Raw genomic sequence first — 18,434 nt, forward strand, 5'->3', positions numbered from 1 at the left:
AGTAATAGCGAAAAGACAGTAGGCCGCCACAGTGCGGCCTACTCTTTTAGTAACTGGGCAGGCAACGACTCGCTTCCGCGACTACTCGCACTGGATGACGCGCGGATGTCGATATGCTCCTCGTACCAAACGAGCCGATGCACACCATATCGCGCGGTGAAGCCTGTACCCTCACCCGACTTGTGCTCCGGCAAACGACGGGCCAGGTCATTGGTCACGCCGACATAGATCGTGCCATCCTTCTGGCTAGCAGTCATGTGACGTAGCCGCTCATGACCTGCGCAAGTCCTCCCCGACGATTGGCGCGAACGCCCCCTCCCTTCGTCGTCCTAGGGCGGAGCAGGAGCGAAGCGACGTCGCGGAGACCCTAGGATCAATGCCGTGACCTTGCGGCAACCCCCAAACGGTTCAGAACGCTCGCCTTTTCTTGCCCCGCTCCGCATTCCTCACGCTCACGGCATGGATCCTCGGGTCAAGCCCGAGGATGACGAAACGGAAGAGACCACCAATTCCCCTCACCATCCAAGTCCGCGAAACAGCTCGTGCCACTCGGGATTGCTCGTCTCGATCAACTCGATCTTCCATTGGCGCTGCCAGCGCTTCAGCGATTTCTCGCGCTGGATGGCGTCGCGGATATCGAAATGCTCCTCGTACCAAACGAGGCGATGCACGCCATATCGAGCGGTGAAGCCTGTACCCTCACCCGACTTGTGCTCCGGCAAACGACGCGCCAGGTCATTGGTCACGCCGATATAGATCGTGCCACCCTTCTGGCTGGCGGTCATGTAGACGTAGCCGGTCATGACCAGAGACTAGTCGCGGCAAAGTTGTGTGCAAGCCCTCCACACCTGCCGATGCCTTAATGCATGTAGTCTTGTGTGAGGAGCGGCCACCGCTTCGTCATCCTAGGGCGGAGCAGGAGCGCAGCGACGTCGCGGAGACCCTAGGATCCATGCCGTGACCTTGCGGCAACGCCCAAGCGGTCCAGAACGCCCACCTTTCATCTCCCGTTCCGCATTCCTCACCCTCACGGCATGGATCCTCGGGTCAAGCCCGAGGATGACGAAGGCAGGGAGGCCAGCGGCCATTTTCGAAGGCCGTCGATTTGCGGACAAGCGGGGGCAACTGGCCGCTCGATCCAGCGAACGATGAGCCGACATAACGAGTGGTAAGTCCGTGCCAAGTAAAGCGCCCGCCGTTTGAGTTCCGTTTCCAGCTACCCCTCATCCGCATTGGCTGCGGCCCGGAATCTCGCCTCGAACTCGCGCCGCAGCTCGCGGCGCAACTCAGCGGCGCGGTGGCGCCGGCGGTCGATGTCGGTCGACGGCACGAAAGCCGGAATCTCGGTCGGGCGGCCGTCTTCGTCCACCGCCACCATGGTGAAATAGCAGGAATTGGTGTGGCGCCGCTGGCCGGAGCGGATGTTTTCGGCTTCGACATGGATGCCGATTTCCATCGAGGTGCGGCCGGCATAGTTGACCGACGCCCGGAAGGTGACCAGTTCGCCGACATTGATCGGCTCCCTGAACACCACCTGGTCGACCGACAGCGTGACCGCGTATTTGTTGGAATAGCGCGAGGCGCATGAAAAGGCGACGCGGTCGAGCAGGTTGAGCAAGGCACCGCCATGCACCTTGCCGCTGAAATTCGCCATCTCGGGCGTCATCAGCACGACCATCTCGAGCCGGCGCGTGTCCCTGTCTTCCACCTATGGACCCTTCCCCTGACGATGTCGGCACAGCATTCGATGTGATGCGACGCTATCCGGGATGCGGTTGGAACGCCAGTTTCAGCTGGCGCCGCATGGCAGAAAACCAGCGCCCGTCAGCGCATGAAGATCAACGCCATGCCGGCGACGACCAGTGCCGCCCCGGCCCAGGCGCCGCCGGCGGGGCGTTCGCCGGTCCGCGCCCACAGCATGGGCAGGATGATCACCGGCGAGGTTGCCGACAGCGTCGAGACGATGCCCACCTTGCCGCCGGAAAGCGCAAATAACAGCAGCGTCATGCCGATGCCGAGCGCGATGATGCCGGTCAACGCCGTCAGTGCCGCGACCTTGAATGTCAGCAGCGCCCGCGGTTTTACGGCCGGTATCGGCAACTGGATCAGCACGCTGAGGCAAAAAGCGGCGATGCCGACACGCAGCATCGACGCCACGAACGGGTCGATGCCGGTCGCCATCACCGGCCTGGCAATGATGGAGCCGATCGCCTGTCCGGCCGCCGCCCCCAGTCCGAGCGCGACCCCGACCCACAATGGCCCCTTCACCGTCTCCCAGGCGTGCAACTGTTCGCGGCGTTTGCCGAAGAGGATCGCCAGCAACACGCCGGCGACCGTCAGGCCGATACCCGCGGCAGCTTTTGGCGCGAGGTCCTCGCCCAGCATCAGCCAGCCGAGAACGGCGGCCATCGGGGCGTTCAGCGCAAACAGGATGCCCGATCGCCGGGGCCCGAGCCGGTTCAGCGCCGCAAACAGCAGCGTGTCGCCGACGAAGATGCCGACCAGGCCGGACAGCAGCAGGGGCCCGGCACTGCCGGCGTCGAGTTCGCGCCAGGTGCCGGTGAACAACACATAGAGCGCCAGCAGCCCGGTGACGAAGACCTGCCGCAAGCGGTTGAATGCCGGCGCGCCGAGATAGCCGGCGGGTCCGGCCGAGATCAATCCCGTGACGGCCCAGCATGTCGCGGCTCCGATTGCTGCGATCTCGTGAACAGGCATCTTCGTTCCGGTTGGCAAGAGGACTGAAAAGACGAAGGACACGACCGCGTCATCCGGTGCACCGCTATAGACGCGCTGGATATTTCGTCCAGTGGCACGGCATGGGCTGGACAGGGCCACCGGAAATCCAATCGATTCATTCGAACGATTCAAGCATTATTACGCGTTGGATCGATCAGACGGGCAACAATAGCTTGTACCTGAAAAGGACCAAGCCATGAACGCCCACACCCGAGCCGAAGCCCAAGACGCCGTCGCCATCAGCCCGCGTCAGGCGCGCCATGAAAGCCGCTGCAACCTGCTGCCCGGCGTTGCGGTGACCGTGGCTATCGCCGGCATCGCCTTCGCGCTCCGGCTTATTCCCGGTCTCTCGGCCTTCAGCCCGATGATCATCGCCATCGTCATCGGCATGGCATTTCACAATCTCCGGGGCACGCCGGCCGCGGCCAAGGCCGGGGTGACTTTCGCCATGCGCAGGCTGCTGCGCTTGGCCATCATCCTGCTCGGCCTGCAACTCACTGCGAGCCAGGTCGCGGAGGTGGGTGCTGCGGGCATCGCCATCATCGCCACGACGCTCGTCGCCACCTTCGCCTTCACGCTGTGGCTGGGAAAGGCGATCGGCGTCGACCGCAAGCTTGCAGAGCTGATCGCCGCCGGCACCTCGATCTGCGGCGCCTCGGCGGTCATTGCCACCAACACGGTGACCAGGGCGCCCGACGAGGACGTCGCCTATGCGGTCGCGTGTGTCACCGTCTTCGGCTCGGTGGCGATGTTTGCCTATCCACTGCTGCCCGGCCTGTTCCACCTTAACGCTTACGCTTACGGCCTGTGGGCCGGCGCCTCGATCCACGAGATCGCCCAGGTGGTCGCGGCAAGCTTCCAGGACGGCCAGCAGGCCGGCGAGTTCGGCACGGTGTCCAAGCTCACACGTGTCATGATGCTGGCGCCGGTGGTGATCGTGCTCGGTGTTGCTGCCAGGCAGCGCACCAGGTCGGCGGGCATGGCCCGGGACGGCGCCCCTGCCCCGATGCCCTGGTTCGTGCTCGGCTTTGTCGCCATGGTCGGCCTCAACAGCCTGATCGACATTCCGTCCGAGGCAAAGGCGTGGATCGTCACGCTGACCACCTTCCTCCTGGCTACCGCGCTCGCCGCCATGGGGCTCGAAACCGACATCGCCAGGCTCTGGGCCCGCGGCGCCCGTCCCCTGCTGCTTGGCCTCGGCGCATTCCTTTTCATTGCGGTTTTCAGTCTGATACTGGTCAAGCTTGCGGGCTGACGACTGAAAGGAACACCGTGACCCTCGAACAGCTCAGGATCTTCGTCGCGGTGGCCGAGCGCGAACACGTCACCCGCGCCGCCGAAGCACTCAACCTGACGCAATCGGCGACGAGTGCCGCCGTGTCGGTGCTCGAAGCGCACTACCAGACCCAGCTCTTCGACCGTGTCGGTCGCCGCATCGTGCTGACCGATGCAGGGCGGATCTTCCTGTCCGAGGCGCGCGCGGTGCTCGCCCGCGCCCGCTCCGCCGAGATCGTGCTTGCAGATCTTGCCGGCCTCAAGCGCGGCACGCTCAAGCTCGCCGGCAGCCAGACGGTAGCCAACTACTGGCTGCCCGGCATCGCCCACCGTTTCCGGTCCAGCTATCCCGGCATCGAGCTCGACGTGACCATCGGCAACACCGAAACGGTCGCAGCCCAGGTCCGAGACGGCATTGCCGATCTCGGCTTCGTCGAGGGCGAAGTCGACGACCCGGCCCTTGCCATCGAGCCGGTCGCCGACGACGAACTGGTTCTCGTCGCTGCGCCCGGCCATCCCTGGACCAGCAACGCCGCCTTCACCCCGCGCGATCTCCAGGCGGCGCGGTGGGTCCTGCGCGAGCCGGGTTCGGGCACGCGGGCGCATTTCGAGGCCGTGCGCGCCGCCCGCGGTATCGAGCCCGGCAGCCTCGACATCGCGCTGGAACTGCCGTCGAACGAGGCTGTACGGGCCGCAGTCGAGGCCGGCGCCGGCGTCGCCGTGATGTCGCGGCTCGTCGCCGAAGCCTCGCTCAAGGCCGGCACGCTGGTCGCCATCGATTTCGACCTGCCCAAGCGCCGCTTCTTTTCGCTCCGCCACAAGGAGCGTCATGCGACGCGGGCAACCCGCGAATTCCTTGCCCTTGTGGCGCGGCCGGCAATCGGCGCCTGACGACCGCGGCTCAGTTGCCGAACTTCAGCACGGCGCTGGCGCGGTTCATTTCGCCCGCCAACAACGCGCGAATACTTTCCCCAGCATCCGCGGCCAAGGCCCATGGCCGCGGATGCTGTTCGATGCCTAGAAGCTGACCGCCAGCTTGGCATCGACACCGTGGTCGGAAGCACCGTTGCTCACCTGCCCGGTATAGCTGATGCCGAGCCTCGTCTTCGGCGCGACGGCGAAGTCGATGCCGGCACCCAGCACCGCCGCGTCCCTGGCGATCGCTGAACCGGTGATGTCGAAGCCGCCGCTGCCGTCGAAGGCGAAGGACGAGGTACCAGCGACATCGCCGAAGGCATGGCGCCAGCCAAGCGTGGCGTGCAGCGTGGCGTCGACTGCGCCCAGCGCCACCTCGGTCGAGCCGCGCACGCCGAGCGTGGTGAAGGTCACGTCGCTGCTCGACGCTTCGCTGGACAGCGCTGCCGCCCCGCCCGCTTCGGTGAAGGCATCGGTGCGCAGGTTGACATAGGTCAGGTTGGAGAAGCCCTCGACGGTGAAGCGCCCGGCCTCGACCTTGTAGCTCGCCTCGCCGAACACCTGCGCTGTGCCGCCATCATATTTGGCCGACAGCGCGTCCGCGAAGCCGGCGAAAGCGACCTGGCGCGCCGTGTCGAAGCGGTGCCAAGTGTAGCCGGCGCCGACGGTCAGCCCAAAGGGACCGGCCCGCGTGCCGGCATTGACGCCGACATGATAGTTGTCGGCGCTGCCGCTCGAGCCGCCATTGGCGCTATTGAATGACGAACGGCTGTAGCCCGCGATCACGCCGGCGCGCCAGCTGTCGCTGACCATGGCATCGCCACCCGCCAGCAGCCCGCCCGTGCTGCGGTCGAAGCCGACATTGGTCGCATCGGCCTTGCTGTCGCCCCATGAGCCGAAGGCCCGCGTCCACAGCGCGAAGCGGTCGGTGTCGGCAGGCACAAGTTCCAGCCCGTCGTCGCCATAGGCCATGACAGGCATGCTGGCCGCTGCGTTGTCGCCAAAAGCCTGGTCGATGCGGCTGGTGGCAGCGTCCAGCATGACGCCGCCGTCCTGCATCATCATGCCCCTGGCCGAGGCATGGACTTCGCCCGAAAGCTGCTCAAACGCCTGCTGTGCGCCGGCCTCGTCGAGATTGGCCACCGCGGCGTAGGCGGCATTGCCGAAGCCGAGGGTTTCCAGGGCTGCGGCGGTCGCCTTCTGGTTGCCGTTGGCGCCGACCTCGGCAAAGCTGATGTCGTTGCGGCTGAGCGTCAGCGTCACGTCGTTGGCGCCATAGGCCAGCGTCGGGTCGAGGAAGGCGAGGTTCGAGCTGACGTCGGCAAAGGTGCCGGTCACGCCGCCGCCTGCCGTGACGATCTGGTAGCTTGTCTGTGGCGCGTAGTTGTTGCCATTGGCCAGCGTCAGCACCGAGCCGCCCTTGAGCATGGCCTTGCCTGATGCCGTGACCTTGTCGCTCTCGCCCTTGTCGTTGGCCTCGACCTCGAACTTCGAGCCGGCCTCGAAGGTGACGTCGCCGGCGACATTGATGGTGCCGATCGAATTGCCCGGCGCCAGCACGCCCCCCGAGGCGACCACCGTATTGCCGAGCGTGCCGATGCCGCCAAGCGTGCCGCCGGCGCCGATCGTCGTCAGCGTCGAGGAGGCGATCGAGCCCTGGAGGGAGAGCACGCCGGCCCCGACGACGGTCTCGCCGGTGTAGCTGTGGGTGCCGTCGAGCACCAGCGCACCGAGGCCGAGCTTGGTCAGGTTGCCGGTGCCCGAGATCTCCTTGTTGACGCCGAAGACATTGGTTGCATCGGCGATGTCGATCGAGCCGCCGCCTGCCTCCAGCACGACGTTGCGGCCCAGCACATGCATGTCGGTGCCGGCAATCCTGAGGCTGCCGCCATCGAGGCGGAGCTTCGCCTGTTCGGTGCCGAGGGCCGCGTCCTCCTCGACGACGACGGTACCGCCGTCGGCGACCTTGAGTTCGCCGATGAAAGTATGGTCGTCGATGCAATAGTCGGCAATCGCCTGCTGGAAGCGCGCATCGGTGCTCTTGCAGTCGAGCAGCGTCTTCTTCTCGGCCTCCGTCAGCCCGGCCAGGATCGGCAGGCCGTTGGCATCGGATATCTGGCCGAGATAGACATCGTTGCGCATGTTGTTGCGCGAGAGGAAAAACTCCTTGCCGCGCTCGGCGAAGGTCGAAGCGTCCTTGCCCCAGACGACGCGGGTCTTTGCCGTGCCGTTGTCGTCATAGGTCTCGAGCTGCGGCCCGACCCAGCGCACATTGTGCGCCACCGGCTCGTGGTCGGAAAGCGGCGTCTTCGAACCATTGGCGTTTGTCACATAGCTGACATCGGTGATGACGCCGAGATAGGGGTCGTTCTGGTCGTCGTCGATCTGCCACCACTTGCCGAATGGCCGCGACGCCAGGAAATGGTCGATCTTGACGCGGTGCCAGCTGCCCCAGGTGTTGGTCGCGTCCTCGCCGTGCGAGGGCCAGGTCACCGAACCGTCGTTCAGCGCATGCGGCGAGAACTGCTCGCGCTCGTTGGGCAATTGCAGGACCTGGTACTGCTTCTTCAGGATGTTCATGGTCTGCGGCAGGTTGCCGGCGACCGGATACATCTCGTCGGCGAACAGGCCGGCAGGGATCGGCGCACCGTCGATCGCCGCATTTCCCTTGCCCTTCCACTGGGCGATGAAGGCGTCGAGCTGCGGCTGATCCTTGGCATACTGCTTCAGCAGGTCGAGATAGAACGCGTTGGTTGGGTTCTTGGTGTAGATCCTGAGCAGCCGCTCCTGCTGGCTGATCGAGTGCAGGCCGCGTTCCGAGACGTCGCCGGCGTTGAAATCTCCGGTCATGATGATCGGGGCCGTCGCCGAGGCCGCCCACTGGTTCAGCCCCTTGGCTTCATTGATGCGGTTGGTGGAGGGGTCGTAGTAGTTGAGATGAGTCGTCGCGACGTAGCTCTGCGGCCGGCTCGAAGTGGCGTCGAGCAAGGTGTAGGTGGCGGTGTCGCCAATCTTGTTGGCGCCGTATGTGCCCGGCAGGCGCGAGAACACACCGACGTCGCCGTCCTGGCGCTTGCCGAAGGCGCCAAGCCCCGCTCCGCTCAGAATCCCGGGAATGTCGCGCACATAGGTACTGTTGGCCTGCAGTTCCTGGAAGGTCAGGACATCGTAATTGCCCTTGACGAAGAATTCCGACATCACGCTCGGATTGGCCTTGAACCTGTCGAGCCAGGTGTTGAGCGTCAGGATCCGGATCGAATCCTCGGCCGCCTGTGCGGCAACCGCCGAGACGGCCAGCGCTGTGCCGCACAGCAGCGCGGCTGCTGCGGCGCGCAGGCGCCTGTCGGGGCGGGTTTGGGCAGGCGCATCCTCGGCGCCATGTTGGAAAGTCGTCATCGCGTAACTCCTGTGTGCGACGCGACCGCGCATTGTCACAAAACCGCCAGGGCTGGCGTGCGAATGACATGTTGCGGTCACTGAAAAGTACGGATTCGGACATTAGTTGCGGTAGATGTCACTTTTACAACATTCCTGGATACAGTCCCAAAACCCCGCGCACGTCACCGAGATGCTGGATGAACCCGGCATACGAATTTGCTAGCTAGGATTGTGGAGACCGGATCGCAGATGCCCAGAACGAACGGACCCGGCATGGACAAGGACGACAAGAAATCGAGGCGCCAGGCCCAGCTCTTGAGCTATCTGGAGAAAAACCACTACGTCTCGATCGAGGAGATCACCACGCTTCACGGGGTGACGACACAGACGGCGCGTCGCGACATCATGGCTCTCGAACAGGAGGGCAAGGTGCGCCGCTTGCACGGCGGAGCTACCATTTCGACACCGGTCGCGCCGTCGGTGCTGCGCCAGCGTCGGGTCGACAATGCCGCGCAGAAGGAAAAGATCGGCCGCCTCGCCGCCGAACTCATCCCGGACGGCGCTGCCGTGTTCATCGACACCGGCACCACCTGCGAGGCGGTGGCGCGGGCGCTGATCGGTCGTCGCGACCTGCGGGTCGTCACCTACTCGCTGCGGGTCGCCACGACGCTCAGCGAAAGCACCAATTTCGCCATAGCCGTCCCCGGCGGCTTCGTCCGCCAGGTCGACGGCGGCGTGTTCCGCGAGGAGACATCAGACTATATCAGGAGGTTCAAGTTCGACGTCGCCGTCATTTCGGTCAGCGGTGTCGACCATGACGGCGACATCGGCGACGACGACCATGCCGAGGTCGCCGCAGTCTCCGCCGCGATGGGCCAGGCCGGACGCACCATCATGGCCGTCGACAGCTCAAAATTCGGCCGCCGCGCGCTCGTTCGGCTCGGTTCGCTGTGCGACATCCACACGCTCGTCACCGATACGCTGCCCGAAGAGCGATTGCTCAACAAGCTGCGCGACAGTGGCGTCGAAATCCGCGTCTAGGCGTTGAGATAGAGCGGCGTCCTTTCGGAAATGGCCAGGTCTAGGGCCTGAACGGCCCTAGGGGCACAACGGCAGCGTCGCGCAGGCCGACGGCATCGGGCGAAACAGCCTGCTCTTCCGGCGGGCGCTTGCACTGGACGACACGCTTTCCCATCCCTGGGTACCTGCCACGGCATGCCGTGCGAGCATGCGGATGTCGTCGGCGCTGTATCCGTCACGCTCCATGAGCTTCAGGATGATCGGGTCGTGCAACAGTTCCTCAAGCGTCAGTTCCGGCTGATCGCCCATAGTCGCCTCCGTTCGTGACCAATAGACTAGACACAACATAATCCCGAACCGTGACCGGCAAATGGCGGTTGCGTGACACGAAACGGGCTTTTCGTCGGCTGGCGGCCATTGGAGGTGGCCGCCTCGCCGGATTTGCGTATTGCGCTTGCTACCAGCTGATGCGGGCCTGCGGCATGCCATACATCAGGCGCGAAAACTCGTCGCCGGAGACATGCACCAGCGTGCGGTGGTCGCCGCCCTCGAAATAGACGTCGCTGCCGCGGCGCAGCTGCTCATCGACCACGCAAGCCACCCTGTAGGGCACGCCGAGGATCGGGACAGCCCCCTCGTCACAGTCGGGAAACAGCGAGCTTGCCTCCTCTTCGGTGGCGAGCCGCACCTTGTCGCCGATGATCTCGCGCATCCTGGCGAGGTCGACATGGCGCGAGGCCGGCAGCACGGCGAGCACATAGCCGTCCTCCCATCTCAGCACCACACCCTTGGCAAGGGCATTGCCGGGCACGTGGCTCGCCTCGGCAGTCATCATCGAGCAGCCGGTCCGCGCGTGTTTGGCGGCGTCGTAGCGGATGTGATTGTCCTCTAGATATTCTTGCATCGTCAATGAGATAGCCATGACCGTTCCTCCGGTGGGCGTACATCGGACGCTATGGACCGGAACAGGCGGAGCAGGCGGCTGGCACCCAAGCGATGGTATCGGACAGTCCGATCCCGCCATGGCCAACTCATTGCCGGTTTGCCGGTATGCCGAAGTTTCGAGGCCCCAACTGGGGTATTTCGAACGCGCGGGAAAGATACACTGCGCGGCCGCCGACAGCAACAAAAGAGACCGCCGCGCGCGCCATTTCGAAGCGCGCGGCGACTGTGTCGGCCGGGCTTGCGGCGCCCTCGCCTACTGCGCTGCTTTGACCTGCTCGTCCCAGGTTTTCACCTTGGTCTCGCCGTTGAGGAAGGGCAGCGCCATCGCTGCCAGTTCGGGCGCGAAAAAGACATCGTAGTGGGTCCGGTTGGGGATGATCGCCAGGCGGTTCTGCGACATGGTCTCGCGCATCCAGCCGGCATCCTTCAAGCCGCCGCCGAGCAGCTGGTAGAACTTCACGATGTGCTCGGGCCGGTACATGTCGCTGTCGCCATAGACCAGCATGACCGGCATCTTCAGCGTCCTGACGTCGTCGGCCCAGTCATAGGGCGTGCGCATCATCTCGCCCATCCTGTCGAGCAGCTTGGGGAAATCCTCGACCTTCGGCGCCACCGCCGCATAGGCCTGGTACATCGGCGTCGGCTTCATCATCTCGGCCATGGCAGCACCCACCTGGGCCTGCATCGGCAGCATCTCGGGATAGAAGCCGTCCTGGGCAAAGCCCGCCGATACCAGCACAAGCCTGCGAACCGCGTCTGGGTGCTGCACGGCAAGGCGGAAGGCGACGCCCGCGCCCATCGAATAGCCCATGGCGTCGATCTTGCCGTAGCCGAGTGTCTTCAGCAGGCCCGCCATGTCGTCGCCCATGTCGACAAGGCTCATCTTGCGCTCGGTAAGTGCGGTTCGGCCATGGCCGTAGAGGTCGACCGCGATCACCTGCCGGCCCTTCGACAGCGCCGGCAGCACCGGTCCGAACATGTCGATCGAGCCTAGTCCGCCATGGAGCAGCAGCAACGGCTCGCCCTCGCCGCGGATCTCGTAATAGTATTTCACACCGTTGATCTCGGCATGTCCGGTCTTGGCGCCGGCAGCCGTAGATTTAGTCGTCTCAGCCATAGTCGACCCTCCGGTTACAACCGCGAGTGCCGCCGCCGCCAGCATGGTGATGAAACTACGCTTGTTCATGTCCTCGTCCCTTCTCTCGCCAGGTCTTGCGACCCGTTGCTCCTAGGACGAACGGGATGACGGGACGCCGACATTGGTAGAGAAATTTTCCACGGATGAGGAAGCGCCTGACTTACCTGCCTTCCCCCCTTGCGGGAGAAGGTGGCCGAGCGAAGCGAGGTCGGATGAGGGGTGTTGGAAGGAATGAGAGGCAGAAGGAAACTCTGGATGGTGAAAAATCTGAAGCGCTGCACTCCGTCCAGCACCCCTCATCCGCCCCTTGGGGGCACCTTCTCCCACAGGGGAGAAGGAAAGGCACCCCTCAGAGCGTCTTCGCCAAAGCCTCGAGCTGGTCGGCGCACTGGCCCCAGCCCTCGTGAAAGCCCATCTTTTCATGAGCCTCGCGATCCTCGACCGTCCAATGCCTGGCAATGGCGGTGTATTTTGTCTTGCCGCCGCCGGCATCCTCGAAGGTCACGGTCGCCGCCATGAACGGCTTTTCCGACGGCAACCAGGCTTCGGTGAAGGCATCGGTGAAGACCAGCCTCTCGTTCGGCACGACTTCGAGATAGACGCCGGAGCTGGGAAAATCGACGCCCTCGGGGCTGCGCATGGTGATGGCGCTGGTGCCGCCGGCGCGCACGTCGAGCCTGGCGCTGGCCGTCGTCCAGGGCAGCGGCGCAAACCATTTCGGCAGCAATTCGGCATCGGTCCAGCAGCGATAGAGCTTTTCGCGAGGGGCATCGATGATGCGGGTGAGCATCAGCTCGCGGTCGTTGGCACTAGCATTCATGTCGTCGTCTCCTGATGAATTTGGCGTTCGAGGCAAGGACGAAGCACAGCGGGCCGCACCGACAGTTCGACGCAAAAAAATCGGCGGCTAGTGTTTGCGCGCCTGGACCAGATAGGAATCGATCGACGTCTCGCCCAGCCAGCGCGCCGCTTCGAGCCGGTGCAGGCCCTCGACCAGCACGTAGCGCTTGCCGTCGTGACGCACCTGGATCGGCGTCTTCATGCCGTTCTCTACGATGTCCTCGGCGAGATGCCGCACGGTTTCGGGATGCAGCGTCTTCTTGCGCGCGGCAGGCACATAGATGTCGTTGAGCGGTATCTTCTGGACTCTGAGCATGGTGGCTTCCGGCTGTGGAAGTACAGCTCCTCGTAGATAGGGTGTTTTGCTGAGCCGGCCAAGGCAGCCGCCGGCGGCATCAAGCCGATCGCCCTGCGGCGTCAGCTCCTTTTCTTGGCGGTACGCCGCTTGGCGTCGTCGATCATCATGTTGGCCAGTTGCATGCGCACCATGGCGCGCTGGCGCAGGTGCGGCGCCACCCGGTCGGGATGGTTGGCCAGTGCAAAGATGCGGCGCATCTTGGCGAGATCGGCGGGCTTGGCATCGGCCAGCCCCAATTCGGCGGCAATCACTTCTGGGTCGATCGACGGCGCCTCGGGCTCCTCGACCGCAACCGCCTTGGCCTTGACCATGTCGAGCAGCGACACGAACTCGTCTTCCAGCGCGGCCCCTGCTTCGCGGTACTCGGCGGCAACTGTCTCGCCGGCGACGCGGATGCGGCCCGAATGCAGCTCGTCGGCAACCGCAAGATAGTCGAAGGGGATCGTCGGCGCGGGCGCAATGTCGCCTGGCTCGGACGCAACAAACAGATCATCGAGCAACGAAGCAAAGTCCCGATTGATCCCGGTGCCCATGCAAGGCCCTCCGCACGAAAACAAATGATACGCAATATCCGGCAGAACCATAGGGGTGGCCGGTTAAAAATCGCTTCGATGCTTCGTCCGCCTCTTAGGAATCGAACTGGAAAAAGCCGGGCCGCACGAGGACGACGGCCCGGAAACGCCCTACGGCGAGGAAAACCGGCAATCGCCGGCAATGCAGCTACGCTGGCGATGGGATTTTTGTTTCATCGCGACGAGATGAAAACGCCGGCACCCCGCATGGCAGCCATGCTTATGCTGCACTGCACAATCACAATGGAATCACCTATATGTGCAATGGGAGGACCAACAGGAGCCATGAAACATGGGTTTCTACACTGAACTGTTCGCCCGCCCGCGCCCCAAGGAACAGGCACGCTACCGCGCAGCGCTCGCGCTGCTCAATGCGATGAGCAATGCCGACCGCTCCGACATCGGCATCAAGCCGGCCGATTTCCCGCGCATCGCCCGGGAAATGTCGACGCGCCAGGCGTGATGATCCCGCGCGTCACTGCGCTGCCGCAATCGATCAGGCATCATTGCGGCAGGCAGGAGATTCGCGATGAAGATTTTTTCGACGCCCGCGGCCGCCACGCTGGCCCTTTCAGCGCTATTGCCCGTCCAGGCGTTCGCGGCCGAAGTTCCCTATATCGATGATCGTTCCGACGCGGCCGCCGTCGTCCGCTCGCTCTACAATGCGGTGAGCCGCAAGGAATATGCCCGCGCCTGGGACTATTTCGGCGAGGCCAAGCCGGCCAAGGATTTCGAAACCTTCGCCAAGGGCTACGAGGCGACCGAGCGCGTCGACGTCGAAACCGGCGCGGTCAGCTCGGAAGGCGCTGCCGGCAGCATCTTCTACAACATCCCGGTCGCGATCCGCGCCGTCGACAAGGACGGCACCGAGAAGGTTTTCGCCGGCTGCTATACCGCCCGCCAGGTCAATGGCTCGATCCAGGAGCCGCCGTTCACTCCAATCCAACTCGACAAGGGCGCACTCAAGCCCGCCGAAGGCGAATTGGCCGGCGCGCTGCCCAAGCAATGCGGCGACGCCCCGCCCACCGAAACCGATGCCGTGCTCGACCAAGCAAAGAAGCTGTTTGCCAGTGACTACCAAGGCTCGTGCGACACCCGCTCGGAACGCGACGATGCCGCGCTGAGCTACACGATTTCCTATCACAACAAGACAGACGCGGCGGACGCCAAGCCGAGCGAGGCCAGGCTGTTCCGCTTCTACTGCACGATGGGCGCCTACAACGAGACCCACGTCTACTATTTCTGGAGCGAGCTTGCCGGGCTGAGGCAGCAACACTTCGCCACGCCCGAACTCGATATCCGCTACGAGAACGACGACAGCGAGGGCAAGGTCGAGAGCGTCAGCACCATCGGCTACCGCTCGGAAGGCGAGCTGGTCAATTCGTTCTACGACGTGAACACCAGGACGATCGCCTCGCACGCCAAATGGCGCGGCGTCGGCGACGCCTCGTCGGACGGCATCTGGATCTTCCGCGACGGCGCGTTCTCGCTGGTGAAATACGACGTTGATGCATCCTATGACGGCGAGATCAACCCGGAGACAGTGCTCGACTACAACACCGGGCCGTGACCGCTATCTTGCTGCCAGCATCCAGTTGAGCGTCTCGCGCCAGTCGGTCATGCGGATCGGCGTACCGTGGGTGCCGGTCTCGAAACGCACGAAACGCACGGGGTAACCCGGCTTCTTGGCAAGGATCGAGCGGAAGAACGCCTCCTGCTTTTCCACCGGGAAGACCGGGTCCTTGCTGCCCTGGGCGAAAAACACCGGCACCTTGGCCGCAAAAGCCGGAGACTTGAGAAAACCGTCCTCCCACAGCGAGCCAAGCAGCATCAGCCCGCTCAACTGCTTGGCCGCCCCGGCGTCACGGGCCAGTCCCCAGCACAGCGCCCCACCCATCGAGCCGCAGGCGACAACGACCTTTGCGCCAGGGGATTGGGCTGCGTAGTGCTCGATCAGGGCAGCTACCTCTGAAACACCCTTGTCGCCGAAGTCGGAAAAGTCAGGTGACAGATAGAGCCCGCCATTGGCGACCATCAGGTTCTTGATACGGTTGAAGTTGCCGCCGAAGGTGAAGTCGTCGACGCCCTGCTTGCGGCTGCCGCCCTGGCCGTGGAGGTAGAGCACGATGACCGACGCGCCCTCGGTCTTGCCCACTGCGACATGCCTGATTTCGCCGGCGTCGGTCCTCAACACCAGGTCCTGCTGCACCTTGCGCACGCCGGTCGAGACATACTTGCCCTGGACCCTGCGCTCAGGCACCTGGTCGCGCTCGTTGATGTCGCGCATCTCCTGGTAATCGACGACGCGGTAGGTGTCGCCCTCGGAGGACAGGATCGCCGGATAAGCAAAGAGGTCGTCCTTGTAGGGCGCGAGGGTTTGGGCATGGGCGGGAGAGGCAACTGATGCGGCGAGAACAAGCGGCAGAACGAAGTGGCGTATGCTGACTTGCAGCCAAGCGCTACACGTTGCCCCCCTCTGTCCTGCCGGACTGTCCGGCAGGACAGAGGGGGGCGCGAAGGAATGCGACTTCGATTTGAAAGCGTTGAGAACCATCACCAAGGGTTGGCTGGCCAACAGGCCCTTTGTCAACACGCTCAATCCTGCAGCACCCCGCCCGCTCCTTCGAGCGCCTCGGGCGTGTCGACATCGACAGCCGCCCCTGCGCCGATCTCGACGTCGATCACATCGACACCCTCGGCCTCGACCAGATGCCGGGCGCCGGTGTCGCCTTCGAGGTGGGCGACCGCAGGGAACAAAGACCGGGGCAGGATGACCGGGTTGCCGCGCTTGCCGTCGTGGGTGGCGCGAACCACGGCGCGGCCCTCGGCGCGTTCGAAAGCCTCGATCAGCCGGTCGAGGTCGGCTGGCAGCACCTCGGGCATGTCGCCAAGCACGATCAGCGCGCCGGCGGCATCCTCGGGAAGTGCCGCGACGCCCGCCTTGAGCGAACTGGCGAGACCGGAAACGAAATCGGCATTGTGCGCAACCGGAATGTCGAGGCCTGTAAGTGCCTCACGGATACGAGCCGCCTGATGGCCGGTCACCACGACAGTGCTTTCGGCCTTCGATGCGAGCACCCGCTCGGCCGTGCGGCGCACCAGCGGCTTGCCCTGGAACAGCGCCAGCAGCTTGTTGGGTCCGCCCATGCGATTGGAGCGGCCGGCAGCGAGCAGCACCGCATGGACTCTCCGCACCGGCGGAATGGCAGACAGATCGCGCGGCTGCGGACGCGTCGGGATTTCCATCAGCAAACCTCCGACGCCCATGCCGCCGATGTCGGCCGCAGTCACCTCAAGTCCTGAAATCAGCCGGTCAAGCACCCAGTCGAAGCCGTTTTCCTTGGGGCTGCGGGCGCAGCCGGGCGCGCCGATGACCGCCGTTGCTCCGATATGACCCAGCACCAGAAGATTGCCGGGATCGACCGGCATGCCGGAACGGACAACTGTGCCGCCGGCTGCCCGGATCGCAGCCGGGATGACATCATCGAAATCGCTCAGCGCCGAAGCGCCGAAGATCACGACCATGTCGTGCTCACGGGCCAGCGCCCTCGCCGCCTCGGCCACGGCCGAGGCTTCGTGGGGGGTACGGCGCTCGGCGGTCAGCCGGCTGCCCGAACGTGCCAGCCGCTGTTCGGTCAGGCGCGCGGTCTTGTCGAGCACGCTTGCCTTGACGCTCGGCAGCACCGTCTGGATGACGCCGACACGCTTCGGCACGAACGGATTGACGGCGAAGATCTCGCTTCGCTCGCAAAGCGCGGTTGCCTGCCGCACGAGATAACCGGCGACAGCGAAGGGAATGATCTTCACCGTCGCGACCATCTGGCCCTTTTCGACGGTGGCGTGCCGGGCGAGCGTGGCAACGGTGATCGACGGATCGATGGCGTTGATGGCGTCGACGAGGCCAGCGTCCACCGTGAAAACACCGGCTTCCCGCGCATGCAGATTGACCCGGCCCGTCGCCGCCGGCTTCACCTCGACATGACGATGCCGCATGCTTGCCGCGATAGTCTCGGCTGCAGCGTCCTCGCCGAGGTCGCCGGGCTCCAGCACCGCGACGACGATCTCGGTCAGGCCCGCAGCCGCCAGGATGGCGATGTCTTCGGCACCGAGCACATGAGCCTTGCGGTAGCGACGGTCCCCGGCACTGGTTGAATGGGCCAGGACCGCGCCCTCTGCCTGTTCGACTGAGATGGAGCCGAATTTCACGCCGCCTCGCTTTTTGCCTTGGCGCCAAGCCCGCGCGAACGGAATGCGGCGACGACCTGCGCCAGGACCGCGACAGCAATCTCGGCCGGGTTGGCCGCACCGATATCGATACCGATCGGCGCATTGATGCTTTCGATCTGGGTAGGTGTCGCCCCCATGCCGAGAAGGCGCTCGACGCGCTTGGCGTGGGTCTTGCGGCTGCCCAGGGCGCCAACATAGAAGCACTCGGCATCAAGGGCTGCCTTGAGCGCGAAATCGTCGATCTTGGGATCATGCGTCACCGCCGCCAGCGCGGCATAGCGGTCGAGCGGGCAATGTTTCAAGACGTCCTCGGGCCATTCGGCATGGAGGGTGACGTCGGGAAAGCGATCGTCGCTGGCAAAGGCCGTGCGCGGATCGATGATCTCCAACGGAAAACCAGCAATCTTGGCCATCGGCGCCAGCGCCTGGCTGATGTGCACGGCGCCGACGACCACCAGCCGCGGCTGCGGCAGATGCACGTTGAGGAAGAATTGGCGACCCTCGGCCTCGGCCGTGCCGGAAAGGCCGGTGCGGAAGGCCCTGGAGATCGCCTCGCCGAGATCGCCCGCGACGACATCGCCCTCCTTGACGACACGGTCGCGGCCGTCGCCCATGTCGGTGACCAGGATGGCCGCACGTCGCGCGCGGCGCTCGGCATTCAACGTCTTCAGTGCAAACGGATCCATCGCTCTCAGCCCAGCCGCTCGACATAGACCCGGATACGGCCGCCACAGGACAGGCCGACCTGCCATGCCGTCTCGTCGGCAACGCCGAATTCGAGCATCTTCGGCTGGCCGCTGCCGATCACGTCGAGCGCTTCGGAAATCACGGCACCCTCGACACAGCCGCCTGAGACCGAGCCGTGAAAGGTGCCTTCGGCGTCGATGACGAGATGGCTGCCAACGGGACGCGGCGCCGAACCCCAGGTCTCGACCACGGTGGCAATGGCGACGTCCTTGCCGTCCTTCATCCAGCCTTCGGCGATGATCAGAGGATCGCGGGCCTCATCGAGAAACTTGCTTGGCAT

20 protein-coding genes are annotated in these 18,434 nt (G+C 64.5%); 5 read left to right on the forward strand and 15 right to left on the reverse strand.

Going from position 1 to position 18,434, the window contains the following annotated elements; all coding sequences use genetic code 11:
* Window positions 1-38: 38 nt before the first annotated feature.
* The 4 genes from CO731_RS19200 to CO731_RS19215 all read right to left on the reverse strand — a co-directional run bounded on the left by CO731_RS19200 (window position 39) and on the right by CO731_RS19215 (window position 2,718).
* Entirely contained in the window at window positions 39-257 is a 219-nt protein-coding gene (locus tag CO731_RS19200; RefSeq protein WP_108608382.1) for a GIY-YIG nuclease family protein, read from the reverse strand.
* A 258-nt stretch (window positions 258-515) separates the two neighbouring features.
* Window positions 516-803: a GIY-YIG nuclease family protein gene (locus tag CO731_RS19205; RefSeq protein ID WP_108608383.1), complete on the reverse strand. Its 288-nt coding sequence runs from the start codon at window positions 801-803 to the stop codon at window positions 516-518.
* Between the two features lie 413 nt (window positions 804-1,216).
* A complete protein-coding gene (locus CO731_RS19210; protein WP_245439409.1) occupies window positions 1,217-1,708 on the reverse strand; it encodes an acyl-CoA thioesterase in 492 nt (163 codons plus the stop codon).
* A gap of 116 nt (window positions 1,709-1,824) precedes the next feature.
* Window positions 1,825-2,718, reverse strand: a complete 894-nt coding sequence (locus CO731_RS19215; protein WP_108608384.1) for a DMT family transporter — start codon at window positions 2,716-2,718, stop codon at window positions 1,825-1,827.
* Between the two features lie 217 nt (window positions 2,719-2,935).
* Between CO731_RS19215 and CO731_RS19220 the strand changes: the two genes are divergently transcribed.
* The gene (locus CO731_RS19220) at window positions 2,936-3,994 is read left to right on the forward strand and encodes a YeiH family protein (RefSeq protein WP_108608385.1); all 1,059 of its coding nucleotides are present in this window, start codon (window positions 2,936-2,938) and stop codon (window positions 3,992-3,994) included.
* Window positions 3,995-4,011: 17 nt separating this feature from the next.
* Window positions 4,012-4,905 (forward strand): LysR family transcriptional regulator, encoded by an 894-nt coding sequence (locus CO731_RS19225; RefSeq protein WP_108608386.1) that lies wholly within the window; start codon window positions 4,012-4,014, stop codon window positions 4,903-4,905.
* 126 nt (window positions 4,906-5,031) lie between these two features.
* Here the strand turns inward: CO731_RS19225 and CO731_RS19230 are convergent, their stop codons facing one another.
* Window positions 5,032-8,325: an autotransporter domain-containing protein gene (locus CO731_RS19230; RefSeq protein ID WP_108608387.1), complete on the reverse strand. Its 3,294-nt coding sequence runs from the start codon at window positions 8,323-8,325 to the stop codon at window positions 5,032-5,034.
* 231 nt (window positions 8,326-8,556) lie between these two features.
* On the opposite strand from CO731_RS19230, the gene CO731_RS19235 reads away from it, so the two are divergent.
* On the forward strand, window positions 8,557-9,348 hold the full coding sequence (locus tag CO731_RS19235; protein ID WP_245439412.1) for a DeoR/GlpR family DNA-binding transcription regulator: 792 nt from the start codon (window positions 8,557-8,559) through the stop codon (window positions 9,346-9,348).
* Window positions 9,349-9,405: 57 nt separating this feature from the next.
* On the opposite strand, the gene CO731_RS19240 is transcribed toward CO731_RS19235, so the two are convergent.
* The 6 genes from CO731_RS19240 to CO731_RS19265 form a co-directional block, all read right to left on the reverse strand.
* Complete coding sequence (locus CO731_RS19240; RefSeq protein ID WP_108608388.1) at window positions 9,406-9,636, reverse strand: hypothetical protein; 231 nt, start codon at window positions 9,634-9,636, stop codon at window positions 9,406-9,408.
* 148 nt (window positions 9,637-9,784) lie between these two features.
* On the reverse strand, window positions 9,785-10,249 hold the full coding sequence (locus tag CO731_RS19245) for a YbaK/EbsC family protein (RefSeq protein WP_055970666.1): 465 nt from the start codon (window positions 10,247-10,249) through the stop codon (window positions 9,785-9,787).
* 276 nt (window positions 10,250-10,525) lie between these two features.
* Window positions 10,526-11,458, reverse strand: coding sequence for an alpha/beta hydrolase (locus CO731_RS19250; RefSeq protein WP_108608390.1), 933 nt, complete (start codon window positions 11,456-11,458; stop codon window positions 10,526-10,528).
* A 301-nt stretch (window positions 11,459-11,759) separates the two neighbouring features.
* Window positions 11,760-12,230 (reverse strand): SRPBCC family protein, encoded by a 471-nt coding sequence (locus tag CO731_RS19255; protein WP_108608391.1) that lies wholly within the window; start codon window positions 12,228-12,230, stop codon window positions 11,760-11,762.
* An 87-nt stretch (window positions 12,231-12,317) separates the two neighbouring features.
* Window positions 12,318-12,566, reverse strand: coding sequence for a ParB N-terminal domain-containing protein (locus tag CO731_RS19260; RefSeq protein ID WP_108608392.1), 249 nt, complete (start codon window positions 12,564-12,566; stop codon window positions 12,318-12,320).
* Window positions 12,567-12,667: 101 nt separating this feature from the next.
* Window positions 12,668-13,141: a hypothetical protein gene (locus CO731_RS19265; RefSeq protein ID WP_108608393.1), complete on the reverse strand. Its 474-nt coding sequence runs from the start codon at window positions 13,139-13,141 to the stop codon at window positions 12,668-12,670.
* Window positions 13,142-13,472: 331 nt separating this feature from the next.
* Between CO731_RS19265 and CO731_RS19270 the strand changes: the two genes are divergently transcribed.
* Together CO731_RS19270 and CO731_RS19275 are read left to right on the forward strand one after the other, a co-directional pair.
* Window positions 13,473-13,643 carry a DUF1127 domain-containing protein gene (locus CO731_RS19270; protein ID WP_108608394.1) on the forward strand — a complete coding sequence of 57 codons (171 nt, stop codon included), beginning with the start codon at window positions 13,473-13,475 and terminating at the stop codon, window positions 13,641-13,643.
* Window positions 13,644-13,709: 66 nt separating this feature from the next.
* Entirely contained in the window at window positions 13,710-14,750 is a 1,041-nt protein-coding gene (locus tag CO731_RS19275; RefSeq protein ID WP_108608395.1) for a DUF1176 domain-containing protein, read from the forward strand.
* A gap of 3 nt (window positions 14,751-14,753) precedes the next feature.
* Here the strand turns inward: CO731_RS19275 and CO731_RS19280 are convergent, their stop codons facing one another.
* The 4 genes from CO731_RS19280 to CO731_RS19295 form a co-directional block, all read right to left on the reverse strand.
* Entirely contained in the window at window positions 14,754-15,680 is a 927-nt protein-coding gene (locus CO731_RS19280) for an alpha/beta hydrolase (protein ID WP_245439924.1), read from the reverse strand.
* Window positions 15,681-15,775: 95 nt separating this feature from the next.
* Entirely contained in the window at window positions 15,776-17,386 is a 1,611-nt protein-coding gene (locus CO731_RS19285; RefSeq protein ID WP_108608396.1) for a molybdopterin-binding/glycosyltransferase family 2 protein, read from the reverse strand.
* On the reverse strand, window positions 17,383-18,093 hold the full coding sequence (locus tag CO731_RS19290) for an XdhC family protein (RefSeq protein WP_108608397.1): 711 nt from the start codon (window positions 18,091-18,093) through the stop codon (window positions 17,383-17,385). The genes CO731_RS19285 and CO731_RS19290 overlap by 4 nt, the downstream gene beginning before the upstream one ends.
* A 5-nt stretch (window positions 18,094-18,098) precedes the next feature.
* The gene (locus CO731_RS19295; protein ID WP_108608398.1) at window positions 18,099-18,434 is read right to left on the reverse strand and encodes an XdhC family protein; all 336 of its coding nucleotides are present in this window, start codon (window positions 18,432-18,434) and stop codon (window positions 18,099-18,101) included.

It is taken from the genome of Aminobacter sp. MSH1, assembly GCF_003071665.1.
Taxonomy (GTDB): domain Bacteria; phylum Pseudomonadota; class Alphaproteobacteria; order Rhizobiales; family Rhizobiaceae; genus Aminobacter; species Aminobacter niigataensis.

Coding starts and splice junctions, on each gene's coding strand:
- CO731_RS19230 (WP_108608387.1), bottom strand. CDS start 8,325: ATGACGACTTTCCAACATGGCGCCGAGGATGCGCCTGCCCAAACCCGC.
- CO731_RS19205 (WP_108608383.1), bottom strand. CDS start 803: ATGACCGGCTACGTCTACATGACCGCCAGCCAGAAGGGTGGCACGATC.
- CO731_RS19235 (WP_245439412.1), top strand. CDS start 8,557: ATGCCCAGAACGAACGGACCCGGCATGGACAAGGACGACAAGAAATCG.
- CO731_RS19250 (WP_108608390.1), bottom strand. CDS start 11,458: ATGAACAAGCGTAGTTTCATCACCATGCTGGCGGCGGCGGCACTCGCG.
- CO731_RS19275 (WP_108608395.1), top strand. CDS start 13,710: ATGAAGATTTTTTCGACGCCCGCGGCCGCCACGCTGGCCCTTTCAGCG.
- CO731_RS19200 (WP_108608382.1), bottom strand. CDS start 257: ATGACTGCTAGCCAGAAGGATGGCACGATCTATGTCGGCGTGACCAAT.
- CO731_RS19265 (WP_108608393.1), bottom strand. CDS start 13,141: ATGGGCACCGGGATCAATCGGGACTTTGCTTCGTTGCTCGATGATCTG.
- CO731_RS19295 (WP_108608398.1), bottom strand. CDS start 18,434: ATGCCAAGCAAGTTTCTCGATGAGGCCCGCGATCCTCTGATCATCGCC.
- CO731_RS19270 (WP_108608394.1), top strand. CDS start 13,473: ATGGGTTTCTACACTGAACTGTTCGCCCGCCCGCGCCCCAAGGAACAG.
- CO731_RS19290 (WP_108608397.1), bottom strand. CDS start 18,093: ATGGATCCGTTTGCACTGAAGACGTTGAATGCCGAGCGCCGCGCGCGA.
- CO731_RS19215 (WP_108608384.1), bottom strand. CDS start 2,718: ATGCCTGTTCACGAGATCGCAGCAATCGGAGCCGCGACATGCTGGGCC.
- CO731_RS19260 (WP_108608392.1), bottom strand. CDS start 12,566: ATGCTCAGAGTCCAGAAGATACCGCTCAACGACATCTATGTGCCTGCC.
- CO731_RS19255 (WP_108608391.1), bottom strand. CDS start 12,230: ATGAATGCTAGTGCCAACGACCGCGAGCTGATGCTCACCCGCATCATC.
- CO731_RS19245 (WP_055970666.1), bottom strand. CDS start 10,249: ATGGCTATCTCATTGACGATGCAAGAATATCTAGAGGACAATCACATC.
- CO731_RS19220 (WP_108608385.1), top strand. CDS start 2,936: ATGAACGCCCACACCCGAGCCGAAGCCCAAGACGCCGTCGCCATCAGC.
- CO731_RS19240 (WP_108608388.1), bottom strand. CDS start 9,636: ATGGGCGATCAGCCGGAACTGACGCTTGAGGAACTGTTGCACGACCCG.